The sequence below is a fragment of the Paraburkholderia caledonica genome, from assembly GCF_000383275.1.
Classification (GTDB): Bacteria; Pseudomonadota; Gammaproteobacteria; order Burkholderiales; family Burkholderiaceae; genus Paraburkholderia; species Paraburkholderia caledonica.
In genome coordinates, this window is sequence record NZ_KB911054.1 from 1 (window position 1) to 25,650 (window position 25,650).

Annotated in this window: 22 protein-coding genes and 3 pseudogenes; 12 read left to right on the forward strand and 13 right to left on the reverse strand. The window is 57.7% G+C overall.

Annotated features, from left to right (window positions below; all coding sequences use genetic code 11):
* The coding region (locus H281_RS0132895; protein ID WP_020071204.1) for an NIPSNAP family protein at positions 1–524 on the forward strand (524 nt) is incomplete at its 5' end.
* A 298-nt stretch (positions 525–822) separates the two neighbouring features.
* Here H281_RS0132895 and H281_RS35520 read toward each other — a convergent pair.
* The 6 genes and pseudogenes from H281_RS35520 to H281_RS37135 form a co-directional block, all read right to left on the reverse strand.
* Positions 823–2,015: pseudogene (locus H281_RS35520) on the reverse strand (acyltransferase family protein).
* The gene (bla, locus tag H281_RS0132905; protein WP_027805148.1) at positions 2,012–2,884 is read right to left on the reverse strand and encodes a class A beta-lactamase; all 873 of its coding nucleotides are present in this window, start codon (positions 2,882–2,884) and stop codon (positions 2,012–2,014) included. The pseudogene H281_RS35520 and the gene bla overlap by 4 nt, the downstream one beginning before the upstream one ends.
* A gap of 46 nt (positions 2,885–2,930) precedes the next feature.
* The gene (locus tag H281_RS36300; RefSeq protein ID WP_020071382.1) at positions 2,931–4,691 is read right to left on the reverse strand and encodes a M56 family metallopeptidase; all 1,761 of its coding nucleotides are present in this window, start codon (positions 4,689–4,691) and stop codon (positions 2,931–2,933) included.
* Complete coding sequence (locus H281_RS0132920; protein WP_020071383.1) at positions 4,688–5,071, reverse strand: BlaI/MecI/CopY family transcriptional regulator; 384 nt, start codon at positions 5,069–5,071, stop codon at positions 4,688–4,690. The genes H281_RS36300 and H281_RS0132920 overlap by 4 nt, the downstream gene beginning before the upstream one ends.
* A gap of 375 nt (positions 5,072–5,446) precedes the next feature.
* Positions 5,447–6,466, reverse strand: a complete 1,020-nt coding sequence (locus H281_RS0132925; protein ID WP_027805149.1) for a LacI family DNA-binding transcriptional regulator — start codon at positions 6,464–6,466, stop codon at positions 5,447–5,449.
* A 190-nt stretch (positions 6,467–6,656) separates the two neighbouring features.
* Positions 6,657–6,851 (reverse strand): hypothetical protein, encoded by a 195-nt coding sequence (locus H281_RS37135; RefSeq protein WP_206362287.1) that lies wholly within the window; start codon positions 6,849–6,851, stop codon positions 6,657–6,659.
* A gap of 103 nt (positions 6,852–6,954) precedes the next feature.
* Between H281_RS37135 and H281_RS37140 the strand changes: the two genes are divergently transcribed.
* From H281_RS37140 to H281_RS0132955, 6 genes are all read left to right on the forward strand, one after another.
* Complete coding sequence (locus H281_RS37140; RefSeq protein ID WP_020071385.1) at positions 6,955–7,488, forward strand: tetratricopeptide repeat protein; 534 nt, start codon at positions 6,955–6,957, stop codon at positions 7,486–7,488.
* A gap of 812 nt (positions 7,489–8,300) precedes the next feature.
* Positions 8,301–9,245: a 50S ribosomal protein L11 methyltransferase gene (locus H281_RS0132935; protein ID WP_020071386.1), complete on the forward strand. Its 945-nt coding sequence runs from the start codon at positions 8,301–8,303 to the stop codon at positions 9,243–9,245.
* 77 nt (positions 9,246–9,322) lie between these two features.
* A complete protein-coding gene (locus H281_RS35165; RefSeq protein ID WP_020071387.1) occupies positions 9,323–10,294 on the forward strand; it encodes a hypothetical protein in 972 nt (323 codons plus the stop codon).
* Positions 10,295–10,309: 15 nt separating this feature from the next.
* The gene (locus tag H281_RS0132945; RefSeq protein ID WP_020071388.1) at positions 10,310–12,133 is read left to right on the forward strand and encodes a class I adenylate-forming enzyme family protein; all 1,824 of its coding nucleotides are present in this window, start codon (positions 10,310–10,312) and stop codon (positions 12,131–12,133) included.
* Positions 12,134–12,455: 322 nt separating this feature from the next.
* Positions 12,456–13,370, forward strand: coding sequence for an adenylyl-sulfate kinase (cysC, locus tag H281_RS37400; RefSeq protein WP_408735254.1), 915 nt, complete (start codon positions 12,456–12,458; stop codon positions 13,368–13,370).
* 8 nt (positions 13,371–13,378) lie between these two features.
* Positions 13,379–14,239, forward strand: coding sequence for a DMT family transporter (locus H281_RS0132955; protein WP_164701975.1), 861 nt, complete (start codon positions 13,379–13,381; stop codon positions 14,237–14,239).
* A gap of 890 nt (positions 14,240–15,129) precedes the next feature.
* On the opposite strand, the gene H281_RS0132960 is transcribed toward H281_RS0132955, so the two are convergent.
* Positions 15,130–16,056 (reverse strand): hypothetical protein, encoded by a 927-nt coding sequence (locus tag H281_RS0132960; RefSeq protein WP_206362288.1) that lies wholly within the window; start codon positions 16,054–16,056, stop codon positions 15,130–15,132.
* Between H281_RS0132960 and H281_RS35175 the strand changes: the two are divergent.
* A pseudogene (locus H281_RS35175) lies at positions 15,991–16,434 on the forward strand (zinc-binding dehydrogenase); the annotation flags it as partial. The gene H281_RS0132960 and the pseudogene H281_RS35175 overlap by 66 nt on opposite strands.
* 321 nt (positions 16,435–16,755) lie before the next feature.
* Here the strand turns inward: H281_RS35175 and H281_RS0132970 are convergent.
* The 3 genes from H281_RS0132970 to H281_RS0132980 all read right to left on the reverse strand — a co-directional run bounded on the left by H281_RS0132970 (position 16,756) and on the right by H281_RS0132980 (position 19,029).
* On the reverse strand, positions 16,756–17,805 hold the full coding sequence (locus H281_RS0132970) for a PDDEXK nuclease domain-containing protein (protein WP_020071393.1): 1,050 nt from the start codon (positions 17,803–17,805) through the stop codon (positions 16,756–16,758).
* 325 nt (positions 17,806–18,130) lie between these two features.
* Complete coding sequence (locus H281_RS0132975; protein WP_020071394.1) at positions 18,131–18,604, reverse strand: RES family NAD+ phosphorylase; 474 nt, start codon at positions 18,602–18,604, stop codon at positions 18,131–18,133.
* Positions 18,601–19,029, reverse strand: coding sequence for an antitoxin Xre/MbcA/ParS toxin-binding domain-containing protein (locus H281_RS0132980; protein ID WP_027805151.1), 429 nt, complete (start codon positions 19,027–19,029; stop codon positions 18,601–18,603). The genes H281_RS0132975 and H281_RS0132980 overlap by 4 nt, the downstream gene beginning before the upstream one ends.
* A gap of 464 nt (positions 19,030–19,493) precedes the next feature.
* On the opposite strand from H281_RS0132980, the gene H281_RS37080 reads away from it, so the two are divergent.
* Complete coding sequence (locus H281_RS37080; protein ID WP_020071396.1) at positions 19,494–19,649, forward strand: hypothetical protein; 156 nt, start codon at positions 19,494–19,496, stop codon at positions 19,647–19,649.
* Positions 19,650–20,503: 854 nt separating this feature from the next.
* Positions 20,504–20,974, forward strand: a complete 471-nt coding sequence (locus H281_RS0132990; protein WP_020071397.1) for a hypothetical protein — start codon at positions 20,504–20,506, stop codon at positions 20,972–20,974.
* Between the two features lie 475 nt (positions 20,975–21,449).
* Here the strand turns inward: H281_RS0132990 and H281_RS36310 are convergent.
* A pseudogene (locus H281_RS36310) lies at positions 21,450–21,711 on the reverse strand (transposase); the annotation flags it as partial.
* Between H281_RS36310 and H281_RS35180 the strand changes: the two are divergent.
* Complete coding sequence (locus tag H281_RS35180) at positions 21,697–22,971, forward strand: methyl-accepting chemotaxis protein (protein ID WP_084690244.1); 1,275 nt, start codon at positions 21,697–21,699, stop codon at positions 22,969–22,971. The pseudogene H281_RS36310 and the gene H281_RS35180 sit on opposite strands and share 15 nt — an antisense overlap.
* 797 nt (positions 22,972–23,768) lie before the next feature.
* On the opposite strand, the gene H281_RS35685 is transcribed toward H281_RS35180, so the two are convergent.
* A complete protein-coding gene (locus tag H281_RS35685; protein ID WP_164701977.1) occupies positions 23,769–23,993 on the reverse strand; it encodes a hypothetical protein in 225 nt (74 codons plus the stop codon).
* Positions 23,994–24,137: 144 nt separating this feature from the next.
* On the opposite strand from H281_RS35685, the gene H281_RS0133015 reads away from it, so the two are divergent.
* On the forward strand, positions 24,138–24,344 hold the full coding sequence (locus H281_RS0133015; protein ID WP_020071400.1) for a DUF6494 family protein: 207 nt from the start codon (positions 24,138–24,140) through the stop codon (positions 24,342–24,344).
* A 54-nt stretch (positions 24,345–24,398) separates the two neighbouring features.
* On the opposite strand, the gene H281_RS0133020 is transcribed toward H281_RS0133015, so the two are convergent.
* Positions 24,399–25,376, reverse strand: coding sequence for a LysR family transcriptional regulator (locus H281_RS0133020; RefSeq protein WP_051121065.1), 978 nt, complete (start codon positions 25,374–25,376; stop codon positions 24,399–24,401).
* Positions 25,377–25,650: the final 274 nt, after the last annotated feature.

The following is a 25,650-nucleotide window of genomic DNA, read 5'->3' on the forward strand; positions in this document are numbered from 1 at the left end:
CAGGCAGGCTGCTCGGAGCGTGGCGCACGGAAATCGGCGAACTGTCGCGCATTATAGTGATGCGCGGCTTCAAAACGATGGATGAGCTGCAACATGATCGAAATCGCGCATTGACCTCCGAACAACCCTTCGGAATTGAAAGCGCGTGCGTTCAGTTCACCATGGAAAGCTACGCTCTTTTTCCCTTCTTGCCGGATATCGAGCCGCCGGCGACCTTTGGCAGCTTCTACGAAATTCGCCGTTATTGGCTAAAAGCCGGAGGGGTGGCACCGACCATTACCGCATGGGAACGCGCGCTGGGTCCGGCCGAAGCCTACACATCGCATCTCATTGGCAACATGTACGCACTCGATGGACCACCGCGCATTGCGCATATCTGGGGATTCTCTAGTCTTGAGGAGCGAATGACCTTGCGAAGGCAGCATTACGCTGAAGGCCTTTGGCCGCCCAAAGGCGGTCCGGAACAGATTACAAACGCAACTTCGGCGATTTGCCTGCCGGAGGTGTGGTCGCCTCTGCGTTAAATGCTCGTTGGCGCAGCGCTCCTGAGCGGATGGACAGCTTCACGACGCACCAAACGTGTTCTCACGCCTTCGGCTTGGCGTAAAACCCACACGGCATGTGTTGGCCGTACAAGAGAGGCATAAATGTCCGCTCCGGAGGACGACGACCGACCGTTTCGGGTCGCGTGCCGCCGGTCGCCAGATCGTGAGGTTCGAGCCAAATATGCACCTTGCATGAGGCGGCACCCGGCCAAACTCGCACATTGGTGCGGTAACGGGACCGGTCGCACCCCGACCAGAAACCAGTCGCTCAGCCTCTTCACCCGATTCGAGATGGCGGGTGTTCGACGTCAGGTTGGTCCCGCTCGCAGTACTCGCTTTTAGTTTGAGATCTTCTCGGAATCAGCCAATGGCGCACAATGCGACTCGACGGCTCAGCGTACATTCTCGCGATGAATAGGCTCAGACAGGTAGAAAGCAACAGATAGCCGCCCAGAACCACCAGTTTCTCGTCACCCTCCACGCCGGAAGGTGGGAAAATCGTGCGCAGCAGGCCCAGCACGATAAGGTGAAACAGATAGAGTTCATAGCTAAGCCTGCCGAACCCTTTCAGCACTGTGAACACACGCGTGCCTCGTACTTTTGATTCGTCCAGCCGATCACTCGTGCCCAGTAGCAAAACCGCAGTGCCGAAGGCCATTGCCGTGACACCGAACACGTTGCTTTCGCGGATCGGCCAGGACAGATAGACAAACGTCATGGCCAGCGCCGTCGGCCACGCCAGCACGCTCCACGCGCGGCCACGCCACACGCCGCGTCTTGCTAGCAGCGCCGCGCAACAGCCGGTGACGATTGCGTCGAAGCATGCGAAATACGCGTAGAGATAACCACCCTCGTCGCCTTGGTGCAGGAGACGGTAAGCCGGACCAACGAAAATGCATGCCAGCCAGAAAGCAATCAGCTGCGCCTCCCTGCGAAACGCGAGACAAAGCAGAGGAAACGAAAGGTAAAACACCTCCTCGACGGAAGCGACCACAACACGCCGAGTGCATAGTTGGTCCATCCGTGCGTCCCGATGAGCACGTTCATCCAGAACGTCAACGAAGCCAGGTTCACAAGCCAGAATGAAACCGGTGTGCCGGCCGGCGAGTGGTTCTGGAAGATGACAATGCCAGCCATTGCAAGCGCGTTCACCACAGCCAGCAGCAGCAACAGGCACGGAACGATGCGCGCGATGCGCAAGCCGTAGAACACCCTGACATCAACATGACCGAGTTCGGACCAGCGGCGAGTTGCGTTCGCCGTTATCAGATATCCCGAGATCACAAAAAACATCGTGACGCCATAGTTGCCGTTTCGTGCAACAGCCCGGACCGCTTCCCAGCCGAATACGCGCGACAGAAAAGTGTCGTCGAGCCGATAGGCGATATTGAAGTGGTGAAACAGCACGAGCAGGATGGAAACGCCACGGAGTACATCGATCTTCCGGTTTCGCGTGGGGGCCTCGGTCATGCCGCGCTCGTGGCCCACTGCACGAACGCCGTGCCCGCTGCGCGCAAAACGGCCTCGCGCGCTTCCATGCTGACTCCAGGCGCATCGTAGTAGGCAGCAACGAGCAACGGCGCGCGCCCGGGCGGGCGCACGAGCGCGTAGTCGTTGGTCTCGCTTTCGACGCTGGTGCCGGGCCGGTCGGCGGCCTGCCAACCTGCGGGCAGCACGGCGCGAATCCGGTTGAGCCCCGGCTTGCAGTCGGCCATGCCGCGCTCCAACTGTGCGCGAGAACTGGCGCTCAGGGCATCGCCAAGCAGAAGGCGCTGCGCCGTGGTGGCGATGGCCGTCGGTGTCGTGGTGTCGAGCACGCCGCGATAGCGGTTCGATTCGGGCTCATAGCGGTCCGAGCGCGTGACTGTATCGCCGAGTCCGCGCACGAACCGGGTCAACGCCGCGGGACCACCGGCGCTGCGCATCAACAGGATAGCGGCCGTGTTGTCGCTCTCGACGAGGACTGCCCGGCAGAGCGCGTCGATCGGCAACGCACCCCGCGCGACGTTGGCCTTGGTCACAGGCGACGTGAAAACAAGATCCTTCTCCGTGTAGTGAACGAGTCGATCGAGCCGCTCCGCGCCGCGATCGACGCGGGCCAGTATCTGCGCTGCGAGCAATCCCTTGAACGTGCTGCACATCAGGAAGCGCTCCTCGGCGCGGTGGCTCAGTGTGCGGCCCGAGCCGGTATCGATCGCAAACACACCGAGGCGGCCTCCATTGCGCCGCTCGATATCGGAGAACGGTGAATCGGCTGCCCGCAATGCGGGAGCCACGCCCATGCCGGCGAGCAAGGGCAATCCAATCAACAGCTTTCGACGCGTGATCGAGTGAGTCAAGGTCAGGTCCAGTCAGAGTGAAAAAACGCGGTGCGCGCGACTAACGTCAAGCCAGCTTGTGGGCAAGCAGGAGGCGACGGATGTTGATCGCGTCACGCGCAGGGAACGCAGCGGGCCCGGCATCCAGAAACACCATCGTGACGCTGTCCCGAACCGAGTGCAGCCGCATGATCAGGCAACGTCCGGCCGCGTCGGTAAAGCCGGTTTTCGACAAGGCAATGTCCCAGCCTTTCTGCCCGACGAGCGGATTCGTGTTCTGGTACGCCACGAGCTTGCCGTCGATCGGGACGACGCTGCGGGGGGCAGTCGTGGCGCGCGCGATGGCCGGATAGCGGGCCGCCGCGTTCACCATGACCGAGACGTCGCTTGCCGTCGACGTGTTGAGCGGCGAGAGGCCGGTTGGCTCGTCGATCGTCGTGTGCTTCAGCCCGAGCGCGGCGATCTTGGCACGCATCGCAGCCTGGAACGCCGGGAAACCGCCGGGATAGTCATGCGCCAGCGCATATGCCGCGCTGTTATTCGACGACATCAGAGCGAGTTGCAGCACCGCATGGAGGGGCAGACTCGCGCCGGCCGGCAACCCCGTGCGGCTTGGCCGAAAAGCTTCGGCGTCGCTGTCGTCGATGCGAATGGTCCGGTTCATATCGGGCCGGGCATCGAGCACGACCATGGCCGTCATCAACTTCGTCAACGATGCGATCGGCACGACATCGTCGGGGCGCTTCTGGAACAGGACCTGACCGGAGTTGTCGTCGATCACCACGACGTGGTTCGATGCGAGCAACCCGACAGGCACGATGCCCGCTGCGTGTTGCGACACGGGCGCGTGCCACAGTGTCTGCGTAGTCACGTACAACGCGACGACGCAAACCGTGATAGCCGGGACGTACGCGACCCAGTGGGGCGAAGGCGGGACGGGGTGGCAGAGGCGCTTGATGCGGTCTAGCAAGTGACCACCCCGCGCCGATTGCGCGACTGGCGCGTATCCAGCACTCGTCGATTGAAGAGCGTCGAGCTGCTCGAGCGCAAGTGCCAAACGTCGTGGGTTTTGAATAAGCGTACCGGCGATTTGATCAGCGACGCATTCGCGCTCAATACGAATTTGTTGCGACAGCCACCACACTGCTGGATGAAAAAAGAGCAGCGCCTCGATCACGCTTTGCAGGAGGTTGACCAGATAGTCGGCGCGCTTGATATGCGCAATTTCGTGCGCAAGCACCGCCTCAAGCAGATCGGCTGGCATGTGCGTCAGCAACGCAGCCGGAACGAGCACGAGCGGTCGCCACCAGCCGATCGTCAGCGGGCTTGCGAGATGCGTTGGAACGCATAGCGTTACCGGACGCGACAGCCCGCAACGCACGGCCAGCGCCGACACGTAGTCCTGGCACCGGGAATCTGGCCAATCGGGAAACGCGTGTCCGATCCGACGCACCCACAACAAGCCGGCGGTCAGCCGGCACGACATGGCGGCGACACCGACCAGCCATGCCGCAACCAGCCAAGGCAGGACGTTCTCAATCGTGAACGCTTCGCGTGTGTGTTCCGTTGGCACGATCAGGGAGTCGGTCGCGCGAAACCAGCCAGATGGCCGCGACGCCGTTTCGATACCGCGGTACGCATCGAACACTGGTATCGCGAGACACAAAAGAAGCGAAAGGCAGAGGAGCGCATAGCGACTTTGCGGACTGGCGTTACGCATTAGCCGCAACGAGAGCGCCGTTGCCACGCCGATCAAGGCACCTTTCCATGCGAAACAAATGAGCGCCCAGCCCAATGCCTGAACAAGCGTCCAGGCAAATGGGCTCATCGCTTATCTCCATGGAGAAATTTGCGAATTTCCTCTCGTTCCTCCTGACTAACGTGCTTGCGCAAAGCGGCCATGACAAGTGCCTTGCCCGAACCCGAGAACGCCTTGTGGATCAGTTCCTTCAGCAGGCTGGTTTGCAGCATGTTCTGGCTTTGCGCAGGCGCGTAGACGTGGGAACGTTCACTTTCGTCGCGCGTAAGTAGCCCCTTCGCATGCATGACCTGCATCTGGCGCAATACGCTGGCATAGGTAACGTCCGCACGTTCCTCATGCATGGCCTCATGGACCTGCTTGACGGTGGCGGGGCCGATTGGCCATAGAACCCGCAGGAGTTCGAGTTCAGCCGCGGTTGGCCTCGTCGCGGGAGTGGCTTTGGTCATGACGACACCTTCGTGCAGAGACGGGATGATGTAGATTAATTTGTCTAGACTGAATTGTCTACATTGACGTGATCGTGTCCTCACTGCCGACGTCTGTTCACGGCTTCCCTTGCGTCATTCGAGTCGCGCTCGTGACCGACGCTTCAGGGTCTCGTCCTGCCGATCGCGTCGGCAGCAGTCGGCCATCAACGGCCGTTGGGCGAACTTGTCGGAGTGTCCGCTCGCAGATTGTCAAGAGACGACCGATGAAAGCTGACCAACGCGTTTCCCAAGGTGCGGCGGTCAGTGCGCGACAGCGTATTTTTTCGGAACAAGTGCGACGCGCAAGACTGAAACGCACGGAGGAAGCTTGCTGCGCACGGCACAGGTTTGCTACTACAACGAGTAGCGGGAATAGGTCTCGATTGGAATAATTGCCTGAGCGGGAACGTCGCCCCCAGCGCGGGCCGTTCTCAAATGTTCGACCGCGGTGCGAAGCAGGAGCCGAAGATCCTGTGTGAGCAAATAGTCGATGGTATCGGCACGCAATAGCGGCTCTGTTATCCGGTTCACTTCGTGCGTGATATACACCGTCCGGCCCACAAGATCATGTTCGCGCAGCGCCGCAGCCAATCCTTCGTTGCCGCCCGCCACGTTGTAGATGGCGTCGAGCTTGCCGTGTCCCTGTAGAAAGCGCATGGTCGCCTCATAGGTCGCAGCGCCGGAATCTGCGCCTTTGATCACCTCCACGAGGTTCACGTTCGGGAACCGTTGTCTTAGCAACGAACGGAAGCCAATCTCGCGGTCCTCGTGGCACGTATAGGAAAACGTGGCGACGACCACTGCGACGTCGGGTGCGGTGTGCGCCTGCAGATGTCGTCCAATGAGGAACGCCGCAGACTGACCCGCCGCGCGGTTATTGACGCCGACATAGGTGTGACGGGCGTCGGCATCGACGTCGGTGATCAGTGTCACGACCGGTTTGCCGGCAGCCATGCATTTGCGCAATGCTGCGGTCGTTGCAGCCGTGTTCGTGCAGATGATCGCGATACCGTCTGCCTCATCGGCAGCCGTGTGTACCCTCGCTGCGACTTCGTCGTCAGGTACCCCCACGCAACCCTCGACCTCCAGGCGTACGCCCGACGCCGCGAATTCCGCTTCGAGTCCGGCCGCGCTGCGCGTCAACTCCTCCGTGAACGCGTCGCCTGCCTGCGACAGCAACCTGAACACGCAGCTGCGCTGTCCCACCGGAGATGCCGGGCGCACCGGCGTCTCCGAAGCCAGTTGCCTTACCGCTGCATCGATAGCACTGCGCGTGCGCGGATGCACCCCGGGTCGGTTGTTCAGCGCGCGATCGATTGTCGCCCGGCTGAGCTGCGTCATTTCCATCAGTTGTTTCAGTGTCGGCTTGCCCATCGTCGCCCGGTCCTGGTCGTCGCAGCGCGGCATTGCCGCGCAGGCATCATTTTGCCTCAAAAATGAGTCTTTTGAGGCTTAACCGGCGGTGCACCGTCAAATCCGGCAAAGACTGGCTTTCGTCTCGGGGAATACCCTTTATGGCTCAAAATGAGGCAATTTGGCGTTTGACCATGGCTCAAAAAGAGCCTTAAATGCGCTCAAGGATGATCAATGCATCACGCAGCTCATCACGACGGTCAACATCAGGCACAGGGTGCGATTCATGTCCAACCAGCAAGACAGCAGACAAACGATCACCATGGACGACTGGTATAAATGCCGGCTCGACAGGAAGGTGCTCAAAGAGGTCACGCGGCGTAACGACACCGCCGCGTTGCTGCATTTTGGCGGTTTCATTGCGTTGGTGGTGGCAAGCGGGGCGTTCGCGTGGCTGTCGCTCGATACTCCCTGGTGCGTACCGGCGTTCCTTCTTTACGGAACGTTCTATGCTGGCCTATCGCGAGGCGCTCAAGGAACTCACCCGCGACAAGGTGCCGCTCGAGTGGGCCGCGACGCAGCACAACCTCGGCAATGCGCTCGAGACGCTCGGGGAGGGCGAGTCAGATCCGTCGCGATTGCAGGAAGCGGTGCTTGCCTATAGTGAGGCGCTCAAGGAGCGCACCCGCGAGAAGGTGCCACTCGACTGGGCGGAGACTCAGAACGCGCTAGGCCTGGCTCTCGCGGTGCTCGGGGCGCGCAAGACGGACACGGCGCTGCTGCAAGAAGCGATGGTCGCCTACCGCGAGGCACTCAAGGAGCGCACCCGGGAGAAGGTACCACTCGATTGGGCGATGACGCAGACTAACCTGGGCATCGCGCTCCAAACGCTCGGAGAACACGAGTCGGACCGGAGGCTGATCGAAGAGGCCGCCGCCACTTACAAGGATGCACTTGCCGTATTTCGTAATGCGAAAGCTGGCTACTATGTTGATTTGGTCAACCAAAAATTGGAGTTCATCCAGTGGCGCCTGGCGCAATAGCGGTCCCCCTGTGGTGGGCATCGGAAGGGATGGTGGCCCGAGGTTCCCGCGCTCAATGGGAATCACGTAGGTGGGGCGTAAATCGGCTTTGAGACTAATTGAGGTTGGGGCGTGTTACCAATTGATCCCGCGTTTATCCATTTGCAGAAGGAGATCAATGGTATCCAGGAAGCTGACGTTGAAGTGGCGTAGGTCCCAACGTCAGCAACGGGTCGGAAGTACGCGCTGACAACCGTCCGCTCCCGGGTCGCGCGATTCCACTGGCCGCTTTCCGGCGATGAAATTGAAGAGCGGACTGACGCAGCACGACCCACAGCCGCCTGTCGCACTGTTGGCACATGAACGGCAGCTAAAAGAGTGTTCCAGCCATCCGAGTCAGCAACTCGGAGTCCGCATAATGGTCCATGGTTAGGCAACGACATTCTCCAGAGCAGCAGGGAGCAATTCTTCTGCCCAAGGATACTAGTGGTGCATCGCTTGAATCGCGTGGCATCGGATGCTTGATTTTTCGCGTCAAGCCTGCCTTAGACCTCCTGAGCAGCCGACCCGCTTACGCAGTGATCTGGGTGGGCGAACATAATTGCATGCGTCTTGCATTATAAACTTAAATGCCGCATGTAGTTTGACGGTATGCGAACCGAATATGCGAGGCGAATATTATATTTTAGAAAGAATTACCTAATATTTTTGTAAATAAAAAGCTATTGAATGTCAGTTGATAGTGATGTAAAAATCTGTGTCCGGATAAAAATCTGTTCGTGAAAAGTTCGCGCTTCAGTTAATTTCCAAACCAGCAACGTGGAGGCAACGCAATGGGCGATCGGATGTATTTCGACTACGCTACGGATTCACATCTACGGCTTCTACTCCGGCTAGACCGTGGCCAAGCGGTTCGACGGGCCATCCAGCGCGTAGTCAAGCCGGGCCACCGCGTGCTGGACGCGGGTACGGGTACCGGTCTACTGAGCTTTATGGCGCTTCAATGCGGTGCTTCCGAGGTTACCGCCGTAGATAACGCAAACCTCCCGATTGCAACCGCATTAGCGGAAGAAAACAACTACACCGCTAAAATCAATTTCGTCGAAGCGGACCTGTTTGATATAGAAATTCCCCAAATCAAGGGGAAGTTCGACACTATCCTTGGCTTTATGTATATGAACAACATACTTCTGGACGAGGAACGCGCAGGAGTGGTGTTTAAACTGGCTAAGCGTTACGGAACCCCAGATGTCAAGGTAATCCCGAATGGCATTCGGTACTCGGCGCAGCTTGTCGAGTTTCCCGGGCAGGACGTGATTACGTATGAGTCGGATCTGGACGCTGCCGGGGTTCAACTCGAGTCGACGTATGGATTGAAATTCAATTCACTAATTTCGAAAGCGAAGGACGAAATCCCTGTTTATCTCGCTTGTCCGAACTATCACGGCCACTATTCGTGGCAGCCGGGCCAAGCCAGCGCGAGCGCGCGCTTCGAGCGTGGGGCATTCAGATCACTATCAAGGTCACGAGTCTTTTACACCTGTGGACTTGAAGATTTTGAAGCTCCCTTTGAGCGAGTGCCACAAACGGCTTCGCTCATTGCGGATCAGGGTGGCAAGGCAGACGGTGTTATTTGGCAGCAGGAACTCATCTATGAGGACATCGTCATCTGGACCACTGAGACCTTCAGCCCTTTCAGGGTGCCTCGCATGGTCTCTTCCGGAGAAAGCGTAACGCTCGATCTCGATGATCAATGGAGGTCGTCTAAGTTTCTGTAGTACGGGACTATTCCGGCGCCGTTTTAGCAGAGTACAAGCCGCGACGTACATTAGGATCACTAAGTTGAGGACATCGTATGCAGGACTTTGAAGCTCTCGCGAGAATGATCATCAACGATGATCCTCAACTTGATACTCTGCATTTACCTGCAGACGGCACTTTTCAAAAAGTACCTACTACGCTAGAGGAACTCACTTGTAATGTTGCTGCCGACCTAGCGGACCTGCTAGGAGCGCATGCGGGGCAGGCACCAACGCTCACATTTCTATGGGGCCCCTGCCGGGTGGGCAGTACCGCGCTTCTAAATGTCTTCGCTGAGTCCGGGTTCAAAGCTATCTACCAGCCTATAAAGAATTTACTTCGCAGCAGGCTCAACGAACAATCGAAGTCCGACCTTAGCGAAATCACGTCGGTATTTTCGCTGACCCCGCCTCGGACGGTCGTAAAAGAGACCTCTGGGCCATACACAGTGGCGGAGTGCCTCTTTAACCCTCTGGACGCTCTTCTGAGGTCTGGCTTTCCTCCCTCCAAAGTTCAACTGATCGTTCTGTCTAGGGAACCTACCGATATGCTCGCTTCATGGACCAGGAAGTGGTCTTCCCGAGTATCGACCGGTGATCTGCACGCACACTTCCTGCTTGCCAGACTGAACGAACGACGTATTCGACGCGCTGCGGAGCAAGCATCGATTCCTGTCTTTAACTTTACGTCAACCCCGGGGCGTGAAGCGGTTTCGGCGGTCAGGAATTTATTTGAGGCTATCGACCTGGCAGACCGCTTTGAAGCAACAAAACTGGAGGGTTGGGCTGGAAGCGACCCATTATGCGGGTCATTCTCGTCTGTCGTGTTCCCACGCGAACCCGGAGCGTTCGAGTTATCGAACCTTCACGATCCGTTACCCGGCTATGGCATGGGCAAACTTAGCCTAGACAGGCCATCGGATTTTCGAACCCACGAACGAATCTTCGTTTCGCACGGTCTAGGTAAGCTCTTCGGTTTGGCGGTGGAAACACTAAGCGCCGAGCGCGACGCCCGAAAGGGCGGTTGATGATGGGGACGACGAGTGCCTGAAACGATCCAACAGTCGTTATCGCGCATTGCCTCCCAACAGCCACAGGCTGTCGCGATAGCTACGCTCGAGCAACAATGGACTTATGCCGAACTGGACGCGTTTGTCCGCGGTGTTGAGAACTCGATCTTCTCCACCGGAATCGATAGACAATCGATCGTCGCCGTAGCGGCTCCTCGCGGCCCGCTTGGAGCACTATTTGCAATCGCCTCAGCGGGGAACTACACGGCGCTGCCGATTCCGGCAGGTACGAGCCCGGATGTAATCACGGCGCTCCTGCGCGACCTGCAAGCATCCTGTCTCGTTGCCGAAATCTCCCAGATTGGTGCGATTACTGCGGCTGAGTCGCTCGGTATGGGGCTCATTGTTTTGTCGAGCAGCGGGGAGCTTATCCGCGTGAAAGTTCAAGCACCGAGCAGTCGAAGGTGCGTGCCAGTGACGTCTTCAGCTCTCATCGTACCGACCTCCGGTTCGACTGGAAGGCCAAAGTACGTCCCGCTGACTCATGAGAATATTATCGCAGCGACGAAAGGGATCACCGACTGCTACAGACTCGGGCCGCACGACCGATGTCTAAACCTAATGCCGATGTTTCATGTTCACGGGCTGATCAGCGCCACGCTGGCCGCGCTCCTGTCCGGAGGAGCAGTATTTTGTGCGGACGGACTTGACGTCGCGCGCACAGTTCAAGCCCTCAACCAATGGCTGCCCACTTGGTGGACAGGCGTGCCGGCTTTATACGAAGCGCTGCTGGCGGCGGACGAGGCGGGGTCCCCGATTGAACAAGCGGCAGTGTCGAACGCTCGATTTCTACGTGTTTCATCCGCCCCATTCACAGACGCATTGCGACAGAGACTGCGTGCCCGAGGCTTCGAATGCCCGTTAGTTCACTCGTACGGTCTCACGGAGACCTCGTCGCTCATTTGTTCGTTGCCGCTACAGTGCGGCGATGACAAATGCGAGTCAGTTGGTTTGCCGGTGGGTGCGTCTATACGAATTGTCTCTGGAATTGGCCTCGTACTGGCCAAAGAGCAACGTGGCGAAATTCAAATCCGTGGGCCTAGCGTCATGTCCGGCTACATAAACGGAGGCGATTCTGAAAGTCCCTTTGCCGATCCAGGCAAATGGCTGAAGACGGGAGACGAGGGCTTCTTTGATGCAGATGGCTATCTGCATATAACCGCCCGATACAAACTTTTAATTCGCAGGGGTGGTCACAGTATTTCGCCGCTTGAGGTGGAGCGTGTCGTCTGTGGCTTGGACGACGTTTCCGATTGCGTCGTGGTCCCCGTGCCGCATTCAACACTCGGCGAAGATTTGGTCTGTCTCGTGACACTCCGTCACAATGCGGTTGATGTCGACGTGGCCAGAATGAGGCTTGAACTTTTTAATAGATTGGATGGGTACAAAATTCCAGCAGCGCTAGTAGCTGTACCTGCGATTCCAAAGAATGTCGTTGGGAAGACAGATCGCAACGCAGCACTTCAGGAATTAATGTGCTCGAAAATCTATGATTCCCTTCTTTCTGACAACACTCCACTCGAAGGGCAGATCGAACGAACGTTGAACGAACTGTGGCGCAATCATCTCGGCAAAGGCACCCCCGTACTTATCGGCGCAAATACCAACCTCCTTTTGGTAGGAGCTGATCCGCTCAGAGTTCGTGCCGTTAGTTTCGAGCTTGCGTCGCGCATGAATCAGTCGCTGAGCAGTAAGCAGCTTTTCATGTTTCCGACCATCCGGGGGCAACGGATGCAGATTGAAGCCCAGACAAAGGGAGATATCGCAGATGCACGCGTCCTTGACTATCGCGACTAATGAGCATCAACCGCTAATAGATGCATTTTTGAAGTCCATGCCGACAGACGAGCGAGCCAATTTCGTCGGCGACCTCGCGCAGTATTGCGCTCAAAGCGCGAAGGCCGGATCCCTATTCATTGTGATCACGGGTGAAGTTATCGTCGCGATGAGTTCTCTGTCGCCCCTTACTTCGAATCTGGTGGAGACGAGAACATGCTTTGTTGCGCCCGAGTATCGTGGGTTTGGTTTGCAACGCCTTATGCACGAGGCAAGAGCGGTCGCGATTCAGCAGCGATGGGGACTGGGGTGCGCGGCTGTGTCGGCCGTAAAACGGACGACAATGGCCACTGTAGAAAATCTCCTCGCGCTAGGCTTTAAACCATGGGAACAACCACACCCTTCCGTTTTCGATCCCTGTCACGCTTGTGACCAGGCGCACTCGGACGCGGCATGCTGTTGCAACTTCTTTCTTTGCGAGAGCCAAGGCCTATCTGCGCTTTCAGGGTCACTGAGACGGTCACCGATCAGAAAATTGACTGGTAGCAGAGGGCGCGTCTTGGTCGTAGATTGTTCATCGATCACACTGCGGACGTCAGCTTCTCCGTTTGCAGCTGCCGGATCTAGCGCTGCAAGTGGTGGGCCCCCACCGGCGGTGTTCTGGCTTACCGGCATATCCGGCGCGGGAAAATCAACCATAGCACGCTCAATGGAACGATTGTTTGGCCGCTTCGGCTGGCAACTTTGCGTTCTCGATGGCGATGATCTCCGAGCTAAACTTAACGCGGACCTTGGGTTTTCCGACGAGGATCGCGCTGAAAATGTGCGTCGGATCGCTGAAGTCGCGGCACTGATGGCAGATGCGGGTTTGCTTGTTGCCGTCTCGTGCATTTCACCTAAGGCTTCCTTCCGTAAAGCGGCCCGGCGAGTGATCGGTGATGCACGGTTTATCGAGGTATATGTCGATACTCCGCTCGCTGTCGCGGAGGCTCGCGATCCCAAAGGCCTTTACGGTTTAGCTAGGTCCGGTAAGATTATGGGATTCACTGGTGTGCACGCTTCGTATGAAGAGCCTTCCTTGCCAGAAGTCCGAATCGACACAATGCAGTTCAGCAGTGACGAAGCCGCCGCCATTACCCACGAATACTACGTAACGACCCGCATCGCTGGCGGCAGCCTTGCCCCCAGACGCCAAGCCGAGAGTCAACAGGTGCCAAGTCGCTCAGTAGACCAAGCCATTTCAGGAGATAAGTTGTGAGTGAGTCAATGAGCGTTGCAGCCGCGCCGAAGCAGTCCGTGGGCGTCGCGTTCTACGTTTTTGCGATCTTCCTGCTGGCAGCGATGGATGCCAGCGCCAAATGGCTTACCAAAGGATATCCGATCGGGGAGATTGCGTTCTTCAGGGCCGTCTTTGCGTTTGCCCCTCTCATCGTCGCGCAAGCCCGCGAGCGGAAGTCGCTCGAATTGCGCTCGAAGGTCTGGCCGCTCCATCTTCTCCGCGGGGCGCTCGTTATGGGTACTGTCGTTACCTTTTTTTTCAGCGTCAAAGAACTGCCTCTCGCCACAGTCACTGCAATTTCCTTGGCGAACCCGTTTTTTATGGTGCTGTGTAGTGCCCTCCTCTTGAAGGAAGCAGTGTCAACTTTGCGATGGGTCTTGATTTTGCTGGGGTTCGTCGGCGTTTTGGTTGCAATCGGTGGTGTATCGTTGACAGCATCGTTATTTACGGCGGTGGCGGTACTTTCCGCTCTGCTATACGCACTCGCGGCCGTGCTGACGAAACATCTCGCGCGAACGGAATCGGCGGTACTGATTGCTGCTTATACGAATGTGTCGATGTTGGTTCTTTCGCTTTTTAGCTTGTCACCAAGTTGGACTCTCCCAGGATGGCATGACTTCCTCCTTTTTGCGCTGATGGGCTTGGCAGGAGGACTGAGCAACTATGTGTTTACGCTGGCATTTAGGTTCGCCGAGGTCTCAACCGTTGCTCCGATCGAATATACGATCCTTGTATGGGCCGCCCTTTTTGGTTTCTTTCTGTTCAGTGAGATTCCGACCACGCTAACGATAGTCGGCGCGCTGATAATTGTTGTCAGTGGCATTGCGAACGCGCGACTGAGACGGTGATGCAGCCGACTTCCTAAAGGTCTGAACGTCGCGAGACAGCCTCCGCGGCAAAGCGCAGTTCGCAGAATCACTCGGTCGCTGGCTGCATGGCTTTTGCGAGGAGGGCGACCGTCCGCAGCAAACTCCTTCGTCGCGGTCCGTTCCAACCGGTATCGATAGGCATCAGCGCTAACCGCCTCGGGAATTGAGTTCGGCGCATCTTTCGTGTCAGTATTTCGGTAGCTGAACGTGAGCGCAAGGCCGACATCCCATAAGATCAAGGACTTCATAGTCCTTTACGTACACCCGCATGACGGCACGTCCTCGGCTTTGCCATTCCCAATGTGCAGGAACAGTACGCTCTGTCCCATTGGCCTCACCAACTCGGGACTCGATGCCTACGCAGTTGATAATCTCGTAGCCAGCGTACAGATTATGAAAACTACGACGACGTAGTAAAACGAAACGACGACGCCGGCGGTGATACCCCCATTCTCAAATGCGCGAAATGGGAGCAAGAGAAGACTTGCGAAATGCATATCTAATTCATGCCCGAGCATCAAGTGACTACACCGTCTCTACGGCAACTGAGCGTGATCCTTGATAGGCCGACTAGGGGACCGCTTTCGGAGATGCAGCAGCCGCTTGAATGGCCGGCCGATGCTTCCTGTGACCGTCGCTTCATGGCCGCACAGAGCCCCATGCCAACGGCGGACGATCGCCTCAGGTACGGGCCTTCATGCGAGAGGCATGCATCGACCCACTCCGGCCGTTGAAGGCAAAGTTGGTTGAACGGCAGGTATTCGAGTGAAGCGGCCAGCCATTGTGACTGCTCGGGGGCAAGGTCGGCTAAAGCCGACCTTTGGATTGACTTGCAGAACCACAACAACGGCGTAACGTAATTCACTGCACTATGCCGCCCCTCGTCTCCGCGAATACTCTCGGATCCGTAGGTAGCGGACATCTTGCGCAAGCTGTGGCGAAACTTGCACGATCACGTCCAAACATTGCCCTAAGTCCTGAGGGGCCCATTGTTGGTCGGCAATCACGGTGTCGAGCAGTTGCAGAGCATCCGCTGGGAATCGGGAGCATAACCCCGATTCGTTCAGCAGATGCACGACGTAGTGCGAGTGTTCGATTGGTTGCAGCCAGTCTTGCATCGCCGCCAAAGCAGCAGAAAATTCAGATCGGGCAGCAATGATCAGCCGGGTCAATGATTCGGCGATCCGCGGCGTGGCCAAGTCACGGGACTTCGGCCAAACGAACTGCCAGAACGTCTGGACACGGTTCCTCCAATAGTCCTCGCGCTGATCGGCGGCCCCTTCAAGAGCCTGAGAGAGCGCCTGTGCGGATTCCTCGAGCCCTTCTTGAGGCATGGCTCCAATGGCAGATCGGAAGTCATCGACGGTGTAGCCATCGGTCGGCCCCAACGCTGCGTAAGTCAGGAGTGCTGCGAACTGCTGGCGGTGCTCACCTAAGTCGGTGTAGCGGTTCGCGGTCTCCAGGAAGTGCAGTTTGAACGCAATCAACAGGGGCTGGTACAAGCGTGGCGACCACAGAAAGCCTTCCCACACGGCTTTCGCTTCAGCCGTATTGTTCCAACTGAACAGCGGCAGTAGGTTTTGCTCGGACCAACTTGGATCAACGCGGAAAAGGGCGATCAGTTGCGAGCCCAACAGAACCCGTCCGTGACGGAATCGATCTGCCAGCACGTCACAGAGCCCCGTGAAAAAGGGCTTAATATCTGCTGGAAGCTGATCGTTGTCGTTAGGCTGGCGAAGAAGTTTGGCGTGACGCACTTCATCAACCCGAACGAAGTCGAGAACGTGGTCGATCACATCGTGCAACTCACCGATGGCGGCGCGGACTATTCGTTCGAATGTATCGGCAACACAAAGGTGATGCGTCAGGCGCTCGAATGCACGCACAAGGGCTGGGGCCAGTCGTTCATCATCGGCGTGGCGGCGGCGGGCGAAGAGATCAGCACGCGTCCGTTCCAGCTGGTGACGGGCCGCGAGTGGAAAGGCTCGGCATTCGGCGGCGCGCGCGGCCGCACCGATGTGCCGAAGATCGTCGACTGGTACATGGAAGGCAAGATCAATATCGACGATCTGATTACGCACCGTCTGCCGCTCGAACGCATCAACGAGGGTTTCGATCTGATGAAGAAGGGCGAGTCGATCCGCTCGGTGGTGTTGTACCAGGCGACGCGCTGACCGTCTCGCTTTGCTTGAACAGCCAGGTATCAGTTCGCTGGTGGCTCCACCTGCTAGCGATTTATCCCATGAAGTGTTGAGTGGGCGATATGAGCCCAGTGCTCATATCGTTTTTCTTCGCGTAGTACCGCGACTGGCCCAAATACAACCGGTTTCAGCCCATTGATCACAGCTTTTGAGGGGCTGAAATGGGTCGATAGCACGCGTTCGTTGGCTCGGCAACGGTCCTTCGCCGCAGCACTTCGGCGAAGGACCGCTGACGCGTCGCAGGCTTGAGCCGTTGCTTCTCGGTTCTACATATCCAGCGGTCCGTCCTTTCCACTACACCGTGGCGTCTGGCAGGTCGGGACGCAGCTCCGCTTCAATCTGGTCAATACTTGGCAGTTCCGCTTCCAGCGGAGCCGGGACATCCCGTATAAGCTGATATTCGGCAACGCCCATGGGTTTCGCCACACCACGCAGCGCGTATTCGGCCACGAGCCGGTTTTTCTCCTTGCACAACAGTAAGCCAATTGTTGGCTCGTCATCGGGGGCTTTGACCTGTGCGTCGACAGCGGAGAGATAGAAATTGAGCTGGCCCGCGTATTCCGGCTTGAAAGGCGAGGTTTTCAGTTCGACGACGACGTAACAGCGAAGCTTCAGGTGGTAGAACAGTAGATCGATAAAAAATTCGTCGCCTCCAACCTCCAATCGGTACTGGCGTCCGACAAACGCAAAACCGGCACCGAGCTCAAGCAGAAAACGCGTAATGTGTTGCGTGAGTGCGCGCTCGATGTCGCGCTCCTGCGCGTTCTCCTTGAGACCAAGAAAATCAAAAACGTAAGGGTCTTTCAGGGCATCGCGAGCGAGATCTGATTGTGGTGGTGGGAGCCGCTCGGCGAAATTCGTCACAGCGTTGCCGGCCCGTGCATGGGCGGCCGTCTCGATCTGCATGGTCAGGACATTGCGCGACCAGCCGTGCTCGAGCGCTTTGGCGGCGTACCAGTCGCGATGCCCGATATCCTTGACCTTGTCGAGCAGCGTGCAAAGGTGAAACCACGGCAATTGTGCAGCAGGCTGCTGCACAAATTGTGGCTCCGGCCAGGCTTGGGCGAGGGCGCGCATGTATTTCAGGTTACGAGGCGAGAAACCCCGCATATCCGGAAATGCGGATTTGAGATCACGCGCCAGCTGGTCCACGACGGCCGCTCCCCATCCCTGTTGCTGCTGCCGCTGAAGGATATCGTTCCCAATCTGCCAGTACAGCCCGATCAGTTCCCGGTTCGCACTGGCGGCCGCGCGCTGTCGAGCGCGCTCGACGCGCTGCTTCAGGTCGGACAGCCAGCGGCGGTAGTCTTCGCTTGTGGAGAGATTTGTCAAGTCATTTGTCATGCATCGCGGGTGCTACGCACCGGTTATCAGCGCCATCAGCGCTCGATTATCGTTGGCGACAGTGGTCGACACAATCTGTGTTCGGCGCGTCGACTATAGCATCACACGACATCCATTCCGTTGATAATTTATGTTATGTCAAATGTCCAAGCGATTAACAGAAACTGAAAGTCGTGTCGGCTTTGGCAACCAGACATAGAGAATATAAGAAGGCGCTGCACTGGGCAGTGCGAGTGGCCAGTGCAAACTAAACTAGAAGCCACGTCCCATTATCTCCGCTGAGGAGCAAAGCGTCGAGGCGAAGCTAGCCGACCACCATCGTAATCTAGGAGTGTCCGACCGTCGGCATCACAAAGAGGCGTTCGTCCCACACCACGGGTTGTGGCTCGGTCACGACAATTCGCGTCGCGTCGGGGTGTGCGGGATTGACGAGCACGTTGAACTCTGCCCGGACGACGACGGAAGGTACGATCAGGATCACAGTACGCGACTCTGTCAGCCAAGCGTCGCCGAACTCCTTTGCCGCCTGATGTGCTGGCGCATCCCATCCTCCTGGCAATGATTCGGCCGAATGGAGTTCGACGCGAATATCGTCGGGAACCGTTGCTTCAACCCATCCGTGTGTGTTCGGTACCTTGCCGATGCGCGCATGAACAAGAACCTCGAGCATCGCACCGGCGAAGGTCGACGCGGCGTAGATGACCGGTCGCCCCGGGCTATTGAAGCGGCCGCCCACCAGCATCGCGCCGGTGCCGCTCCAGACCGTATGTCGAGTGTCGGCGATTCGAAACAACTTCACGCCGGCAATCCATAAAACAGTTTCCAGAGCAGCTCTTCGACCCGGCGCGCGCCGAGTTCGGTCAGCGCAACATCGAGTGGCGCCCGCCCCTCGAGCTCCGGGTGCGGCGTCGACAGGAATTCCCGCGCGTCCTCTTCGTCGTTCCAGACGTAGGCCGCCGTCGCTACGATCCTGGCCAGCCGCTCAGTCTTTTCCGATTCGTCGGGCGTCAGCCGGTCGCGACGCCGCTTATAGGTCGCTTCGGGGATGATGCGGGCAAGTAGTGAACGCCGGGCGTCAGCACCCTGCGTCGCATGTTCGACGCCCGCGCGCAGCGCAGACTTGGGCAGGCCGTCGCGGACAAGTGCCTCGAGTTCCGCGAGCGTGTGCGGGACCTGCCGCAGTTCCATAACCGCGGCCACTGCCTCAGGCGTAATCAGTGACATGCGACTCCCGGCTTAAGTATCAGTTGATACCAAATTATATCGCAATTGATACTCTCCGCAAACCCATTTTCAACCAGCAGGCTCCAGCGGGGAGACTGCCGAGGCGGCCTCCTCGACATCGTCCGTGCCTGCGAGAATCGCCCACATAGCGTGACGGCACGTCACGTGCCTACAGAAGTCTTTCATACACGAATGCTTGAGCAATTAAGCATCCACTCGCGACGGGATGTCACACCGGGCATACGAATAAACGTTTATAGTGCACTGCACAAGCACGGGGCATCTGTAGATGCGAGCAGACGGTTGTGTTATATTGCACTGCAACACATTCGTCCGATCGGCAAGCGCAATCGGACGACCGCGTCCGGCGTTGCCGGGTTGCGTACCGAGATGCCGCTGAAGTTAAGTCGACACGCCCGCCAGCTGCGTCCAGTTTCTCTCTAAATCAACAAAACGAGGTCCCTGTGAAATACCTTACCCGCATCGCCGCGTCTGGAGCACTCCTGGTCGTCGCTCTCGGTATCGTCACCTTCGCCCAGATCAAGTTCGCGCCGCAATCGGCAGACAGCAACCCGGTCGCACGGATCGTCCTGAACGTCGAATCGCAACTGAACGGTTGAGCGGCTCCGCCGCCGTATGTAGCTCGCGCCCGACAGGCAAAGAAAAACCGCCAGGCTCCGAAGAGAACTGGCGGGTTGAGCTACTGATTTCAGATTCACATACCAGACGATGGTAACGGAGTTGACGCCTGCTGAGGCTCCTCCAGCGACCAGTCAGCCTCCACGGCATCCAACACCTTGGCAGGTCACCAACTGTCAATTCGAGACGCTTCATCGTGGCCTCGTGAGACAGGCAATCTTTCCCCTTCGACGTTCCGATTATCAGAAACTTGAAGAGCGTGTCGCCACACTGATCCAGCGCAAGCCCAGCCCTCCCCGCCCTGCGCAAATTGTCACCGCGCAACCTGAACGCATGGGCGAATCCAGAATGTGTGAAGCAGCCTCCTGCACAAATTGAAGCCTTTTCGACTTGGTAAATATAGGAATGCGAAGTAACTTTCGATCATTATATTTATGTAAAGTACATTGTTTTGCCGATTATCCGCCGTAAGCCAGCCCGCGACGAAGGCGTCTATTGGCGTCTGATGACGATGACCGTTGGTTGCGCGCATTCGAAGGCGCGAAACGGTCCGAAGCCAAACACTGCATTAGGATACGCCGCGGGAAGATACAGATATCCTCACTAATTAAACCAATCCACTGCGCCCAGACGACCTTCTCCAAACCGGTCAGTCAGCTAAGTTCAGTCCTTGCCAACCGGAGTGGCTATAAGCGGCCGCCGGCGTGATCGCTGGCAGATTAAAAGGCGGGGGTCCGAGATTCGTCGCGATATTGGATGGACCGCATCCTAAAGTTATCGGCAAACCTGTCGTAATTCTGAGGAGAATAATACGAATACGCATAGGCCAGATCGAATGAAAAATCCCGCCGAGCTCCAAATTGGACAGGTACTACGGAACCTTACGCTTCCTCAAATATTTGGTATCGCTGCAACGGCGGTAACCATAGTTGCAGGGAGCCTGACTATTGGTTGGCGCCTCGGTCAATTACAAGCGCAGGCTGCAGACGCCAAGTCCCTCACCGATATGTCAAATCAACTAGCTAGCGCCACCGAAAGCGCCAAAGCAAACTCAGCTGCATCGCAGGCTTGCACCGTCAACTTGCGCGATACGCAAGCGTCCTTGGCAAAGCTTCAGATGACGGCAAGCGCGGCAAGTGACAACGCCTTCATCCATAAACAAATAACAGACACCGAGAGTCAGATTGAATCGACTAAGTCAGCCGACCTCCTTTATGGCTTCGCCGCGTCCGTTGATAGTGACGTTGCCCCGCTTCAAGAACGACTGAAAATACTTCTGTCGTCGCTGAATGGATGCAGCAGGTGACGGACCGCGGTACATTTCATTCTTCGACAAGCCTCTTCTTCCACAGGCATCGGCGTACCAACGAACGAGTTGACAGATGCGTGCGATCTGCCTTCCGGCTTCTCGGTGTTCGCCGCATATGGTGACTTCGCAACGGGCGTGCTGGCGCTACTGGCACTGTTCGCAGCACGCAGCGCCCACCCTCCTGATTGTTCTTGTAGCCTCCAATCTTGTGGGTGCGATCAACCTCATCCTCGACTACTACCGCGCTACCCCAGCCGATCTTAACGCGCGTGCTGGAGAGTTGGGCGACATGTGAGCGATTCCGATCATCTGCGTACCTGTGCTGGCGATTACGCATGCTGCCGCCTTATATCTCCTGCTGCCACCGGTTCCGGCCATAATTGCAACTGAGACGATTTCGCGGATACCCGACATCTGAACTTGGAGTGATCAATTCGGGTGATAACTTATGTCCACAGCATGCGCGGCCCGCTCAGTGGCACTCGGTAAGGGTTTTCAGTTTTCGCCAGCAGATGATGCAGCAGGCGCTTTTTCATGAAGGCTTCATGGATGAATGCAAGACGTTCGAAGCGGATGCGCAGTCGCCGAAAGTTATGGAGCAGTGAAATGGTGCGCTCGACAACCCAGCGTGTTTTGTCCAATCCGCTGCCGTGTGGGTCGCCGCGTCGGGCGATCTCAGTCACGATGCCGGCTGCGTGTAGCGGACGGCGGTATTTGTCGTGATCGTAACCCTGTCCTACTACAGGTGGCCCAAGCCCGGCCAGACTGTCCCGGTGCGAAAAATGACCGTTTCGAACGTGCTTCCCGGCTGGGATTGGCACGTTTATACCGGAGCGTACCTGGACGATATCGACGACGCCTTTCGCGCAACGCTCATCCGTTCGCTAAGCGCGGTGGCTATTATCGGCGCGCTTCTGACCACGTTCATGGCGTTCATCATCCGTCAGGTTCTCCGCAACCTTGGCGGCGATCCCGATTATGCGAAGGATGTATGCAGCCGCATTGCGACGGGAGATCTGCTCACTCCGGTGCAAACGAAGAGCGCCGACAGATCCAGCTTGCTCTTTTCACTGAGCTCCATGCGGGGCGATCTTGCACAAACTGTCAACGAGATCGTTCTGTCGGCTGAATCGATAAAGAGGGCCACTAGCGAAATCGCCGCGGGACATATCGACCTGTCGGCCCGCACCGAAGAGCAGGCAGCGTCGCTTGAAGAGACCGCATCCAGCATGACGGAGCTGACTCACACGGTTCGCCATAACGCCGACAGTGCGCGTCACGCCAATGAGCTCGCAGAACATGCCAGCCAGGTCGTCGGCAAGGGCCACGATGCCGTTCAGGGGATGGTTGCCGCGATCGGCGACATCAGCGACGGCTCTGCGAAGATCTCGGAAATAACGACCCTCATCGAAGGCATCGCATTTCAGACCAACATCCTGGCGCTGAACGCGGCGGTAGAAGCTGCGCGCGCGGGCGATCAGGGGCGGGGATTCGCGGTAGTTGCCGGCGAAGTTCGCACTCTGGCGCAGCGCTCGTCTTCCGCCGCGAAGGAAATCAAGGAGTTGATCGAAGAGTCTGTGAATAAGGTTGCCGATGGCGCAAGACGTGCTAATGACGTCGACGCAACCATGGGCGAAGTAAAGCAGTCGATCAGGGAGGTCTCGACCATCGTCAACCAGATTGCCGCGGCGTCCGAGGAACAAAGCACAGGTATCGAACAGGTGAATCGCGCGATCGTCCAGATGGACGAAGTCACGCAGCAAAACGCCGCCTTGGTCGAGGAAGCCGCCGCTGCAGCTCAGTCTCTTGAGGAGCAGGCCAGTAACCTGAAAGCGGCCGTTTCGATGTTCTCAGTGGCAGAGACAGCGCCCGTTATTCAGGCCCAAAGACCGACAACAGCGGGGAGCGCGCGCGACGCCGGTTCTAGCAAAAATGGCAGCGCCGGCCACCGGAACTCCATCTCGCGCAGAGCCGGAATCGCAACCGTCCGTTAAGCCGGTGATGTCGACAGCACGCCAACAGCCAACCGTTGACGTGCCGGCTACCGCAGTCGAGTGGCAAACATTCTGGGCGACTATCAAGGTGGGCGTTTCGGAGGCGCCAGGCGCATGCGGCAATGACTGCGGAAAGCGATCAATGACGAATACATCGTTGGCCGACTAGGACAAACTCGACAAGTCGAATCGACGACGCCCAATGCATCAGAGCGTATGCACGATAGCGACCGCCGCCGCGAGTTGGTTGGCCCCGGTCCGATCGGCATGGTCGACCCTTTAAGAAATCGCACTTTCCGTGCGAAATCTGGCGGCATGACCACGAAAATCCATCTTTATCAACGAGGCCCTTCATTTTCTAATAATTTCGCGCCGTGGCTTCTTTGGGGAAATTTAGAATGACGATCGTCGACCACCGCGATCGGCAGAGCAACGGCCAGCCTCTAGGACCCGCACCGGTCCTGCGCGCCTTCGGCTTCGGTTCCTGCCGCTGATTGGTTCGTGACGGTGAACCTGACGCGCGCCGGTTAGCGCGATTGGCGTGGACAGGTTCCGCGGTCTGCGGCAGCTGCCCCAGACCGCTTGTGATCGACAACCGTGCCCCGGTCAATCGCGAGAGCCGGTCGTAAGGCGTGCACGAAGGGCGACGCCACCCGCGCGGACCTCGTTACGCCCGTCCGCATACTCATACACATCGATGTAGCGGCCCACCAGCCTCCGGTTCGTGTCGGTGCCTTCAAGCAGGTAAATCAACCGTACCGCAGCGGCAGCGCGCGCGTGACGCGCCGCGGCCCGCGTCACGTCAGGATGGTGTCGAGGTTCTCATCGGTACGCAGCGGCCGCTGAGCGTCGAACGCGCTGCGTGGCACCTTGCTAAAGCGCGTGTTGTAGCCGGCGATGAAGTGGGGCGCGTAAGCGTTGGCCGCTTCCCGTGCGTCAATCTGGCGTAACCGTCGTTCCCTGATCAGACCGTCCTGCAATGTCAGGTTCGCGCGCTCGACACGCCCCTTGGCCTTCTGCATCTCGTGGTTCGTGGGCCCTAGTTTCGCCTCAACGCGCGTCCTAATTGCCATGACAGCAAGCCCGGTGACACACTTCATGTATCCGGTCGCATGTCGGCACCGTCAAAAACGATGCGGCGAATTGCGAGTGCAAAGGAGGATGACATGAATGACGAAACATTGAACATGAGTATCCGCAAGTTCCTTAAAACCGTCGGTATTGCTTCCCAACGAGAGATCGAACACGCGGTATCGCTAGCTACTGCCAGCGGTCTTGTCAACGACACCGAAAGCTTTCCAGCAAAGATGACTCTCGATATTCCCGGCTTGCAGTTGAATGTCGTTTTCGACGGCGAGATCAGGTTTGAATAGCGCTGCCCGATGCGCGAATGGTGATGTCCCGATGGGGTGCGCGAAGGTCGGGAACTACAGTTGCTGAGATGCGGCTCCCGCGTCGTCCAGAGCACTTCCAACGCAATTGGTGACTGCGCCGCAGTCGAAGTGCACCCTCTCCAGTATTTCGCAAGTGCACTTACGCAGCATTGCCGCAATTGCCCGTACCCGTGGCGGCAGCGGACGCTGCGCCTGAATCAGAACATTGAGTTCGAAGGGTGACACTTCGAATTGCGGCAGTATGCGGAGCAAACGGCCGTCCGACAGCGCGTCGATGCAGGCCGGTTCTTCCAGCACTCCAATGCCGACACCTGCGAGAATCATTTCATACATAGGCCGCCAGTGACTGGTTTTGATCGCAGTACGGATCGGCGCATTTTCAACTATGGTCTTGGCATGTTTGAGCGGCAACTGGTCTGTACCGAACATGCTGTGGAGCCGCATGAACGGGTGTTTTACCAGGTCGGACGGTTCGTTGATCGGACCTTGATGGCTCAGATAGCCGGGCGCTGCAACAAGAACGCGCCCTACTCGCCCCGACTGTTGGGCAATGAACGCGCCCTCTCCAAGTTGTCCAAGACGAAACGAGATGTCGACGCCCTCGGTGACAAGGTCGACAATCCTGTCGTTCAACACAAGCTCCAAATCCAGTTGTGGATACGTTTCGCGCACAAACGTCAACGCCTGCGGCACGATAGTCTCGCCGAAGCAGTGCGGTGCAGCAATACGAATCGTTCCCTTCAGTTCCTGCCCGTCGCTGGACACTTCGGCGATCGCCTGCTCGACGGCGTGCAGAATGCGCTTGCTACGGTCGTAGAAAGTCGCGCCTTCTGGCGTGCAGTTAAAGGCGCGTGCACTGCGCAGCAGAAGCCGGCAGCCGAGATATTTCTCAAGCCGTTCAATACGTTCGCTCGCGGCCGGCTGGCCTAAGTTGAGATCCCTCGCTGCGCCGGAGATACTCTCTCGCTCAACCACCCTGACGTAAATTCGCATGGCCTCCAGCAGATTCATGGTACCCATCCTCCATATCGCCGTTTCGCCCGAATCAAACCAATCCCAAGTAGGGAACGGCTCCGATTTGGCGGTCGGGCAGTGTTTAGCTGATGGAGTACAGATTAAGGTGGCGTTGGCTATCGCAGCGTGTACAGATCCGGCCGAGTGGAGTCAGTACAGTTCTGCAACGACTTCGCCCAAGTCGGCGAGCGCCGATTCGACTAGGCGCATCGGTCTAGCAGGCGCTTACTTGCCCACTTCGCGGCGGCCCCGCTCTTCGACCGTATAAATG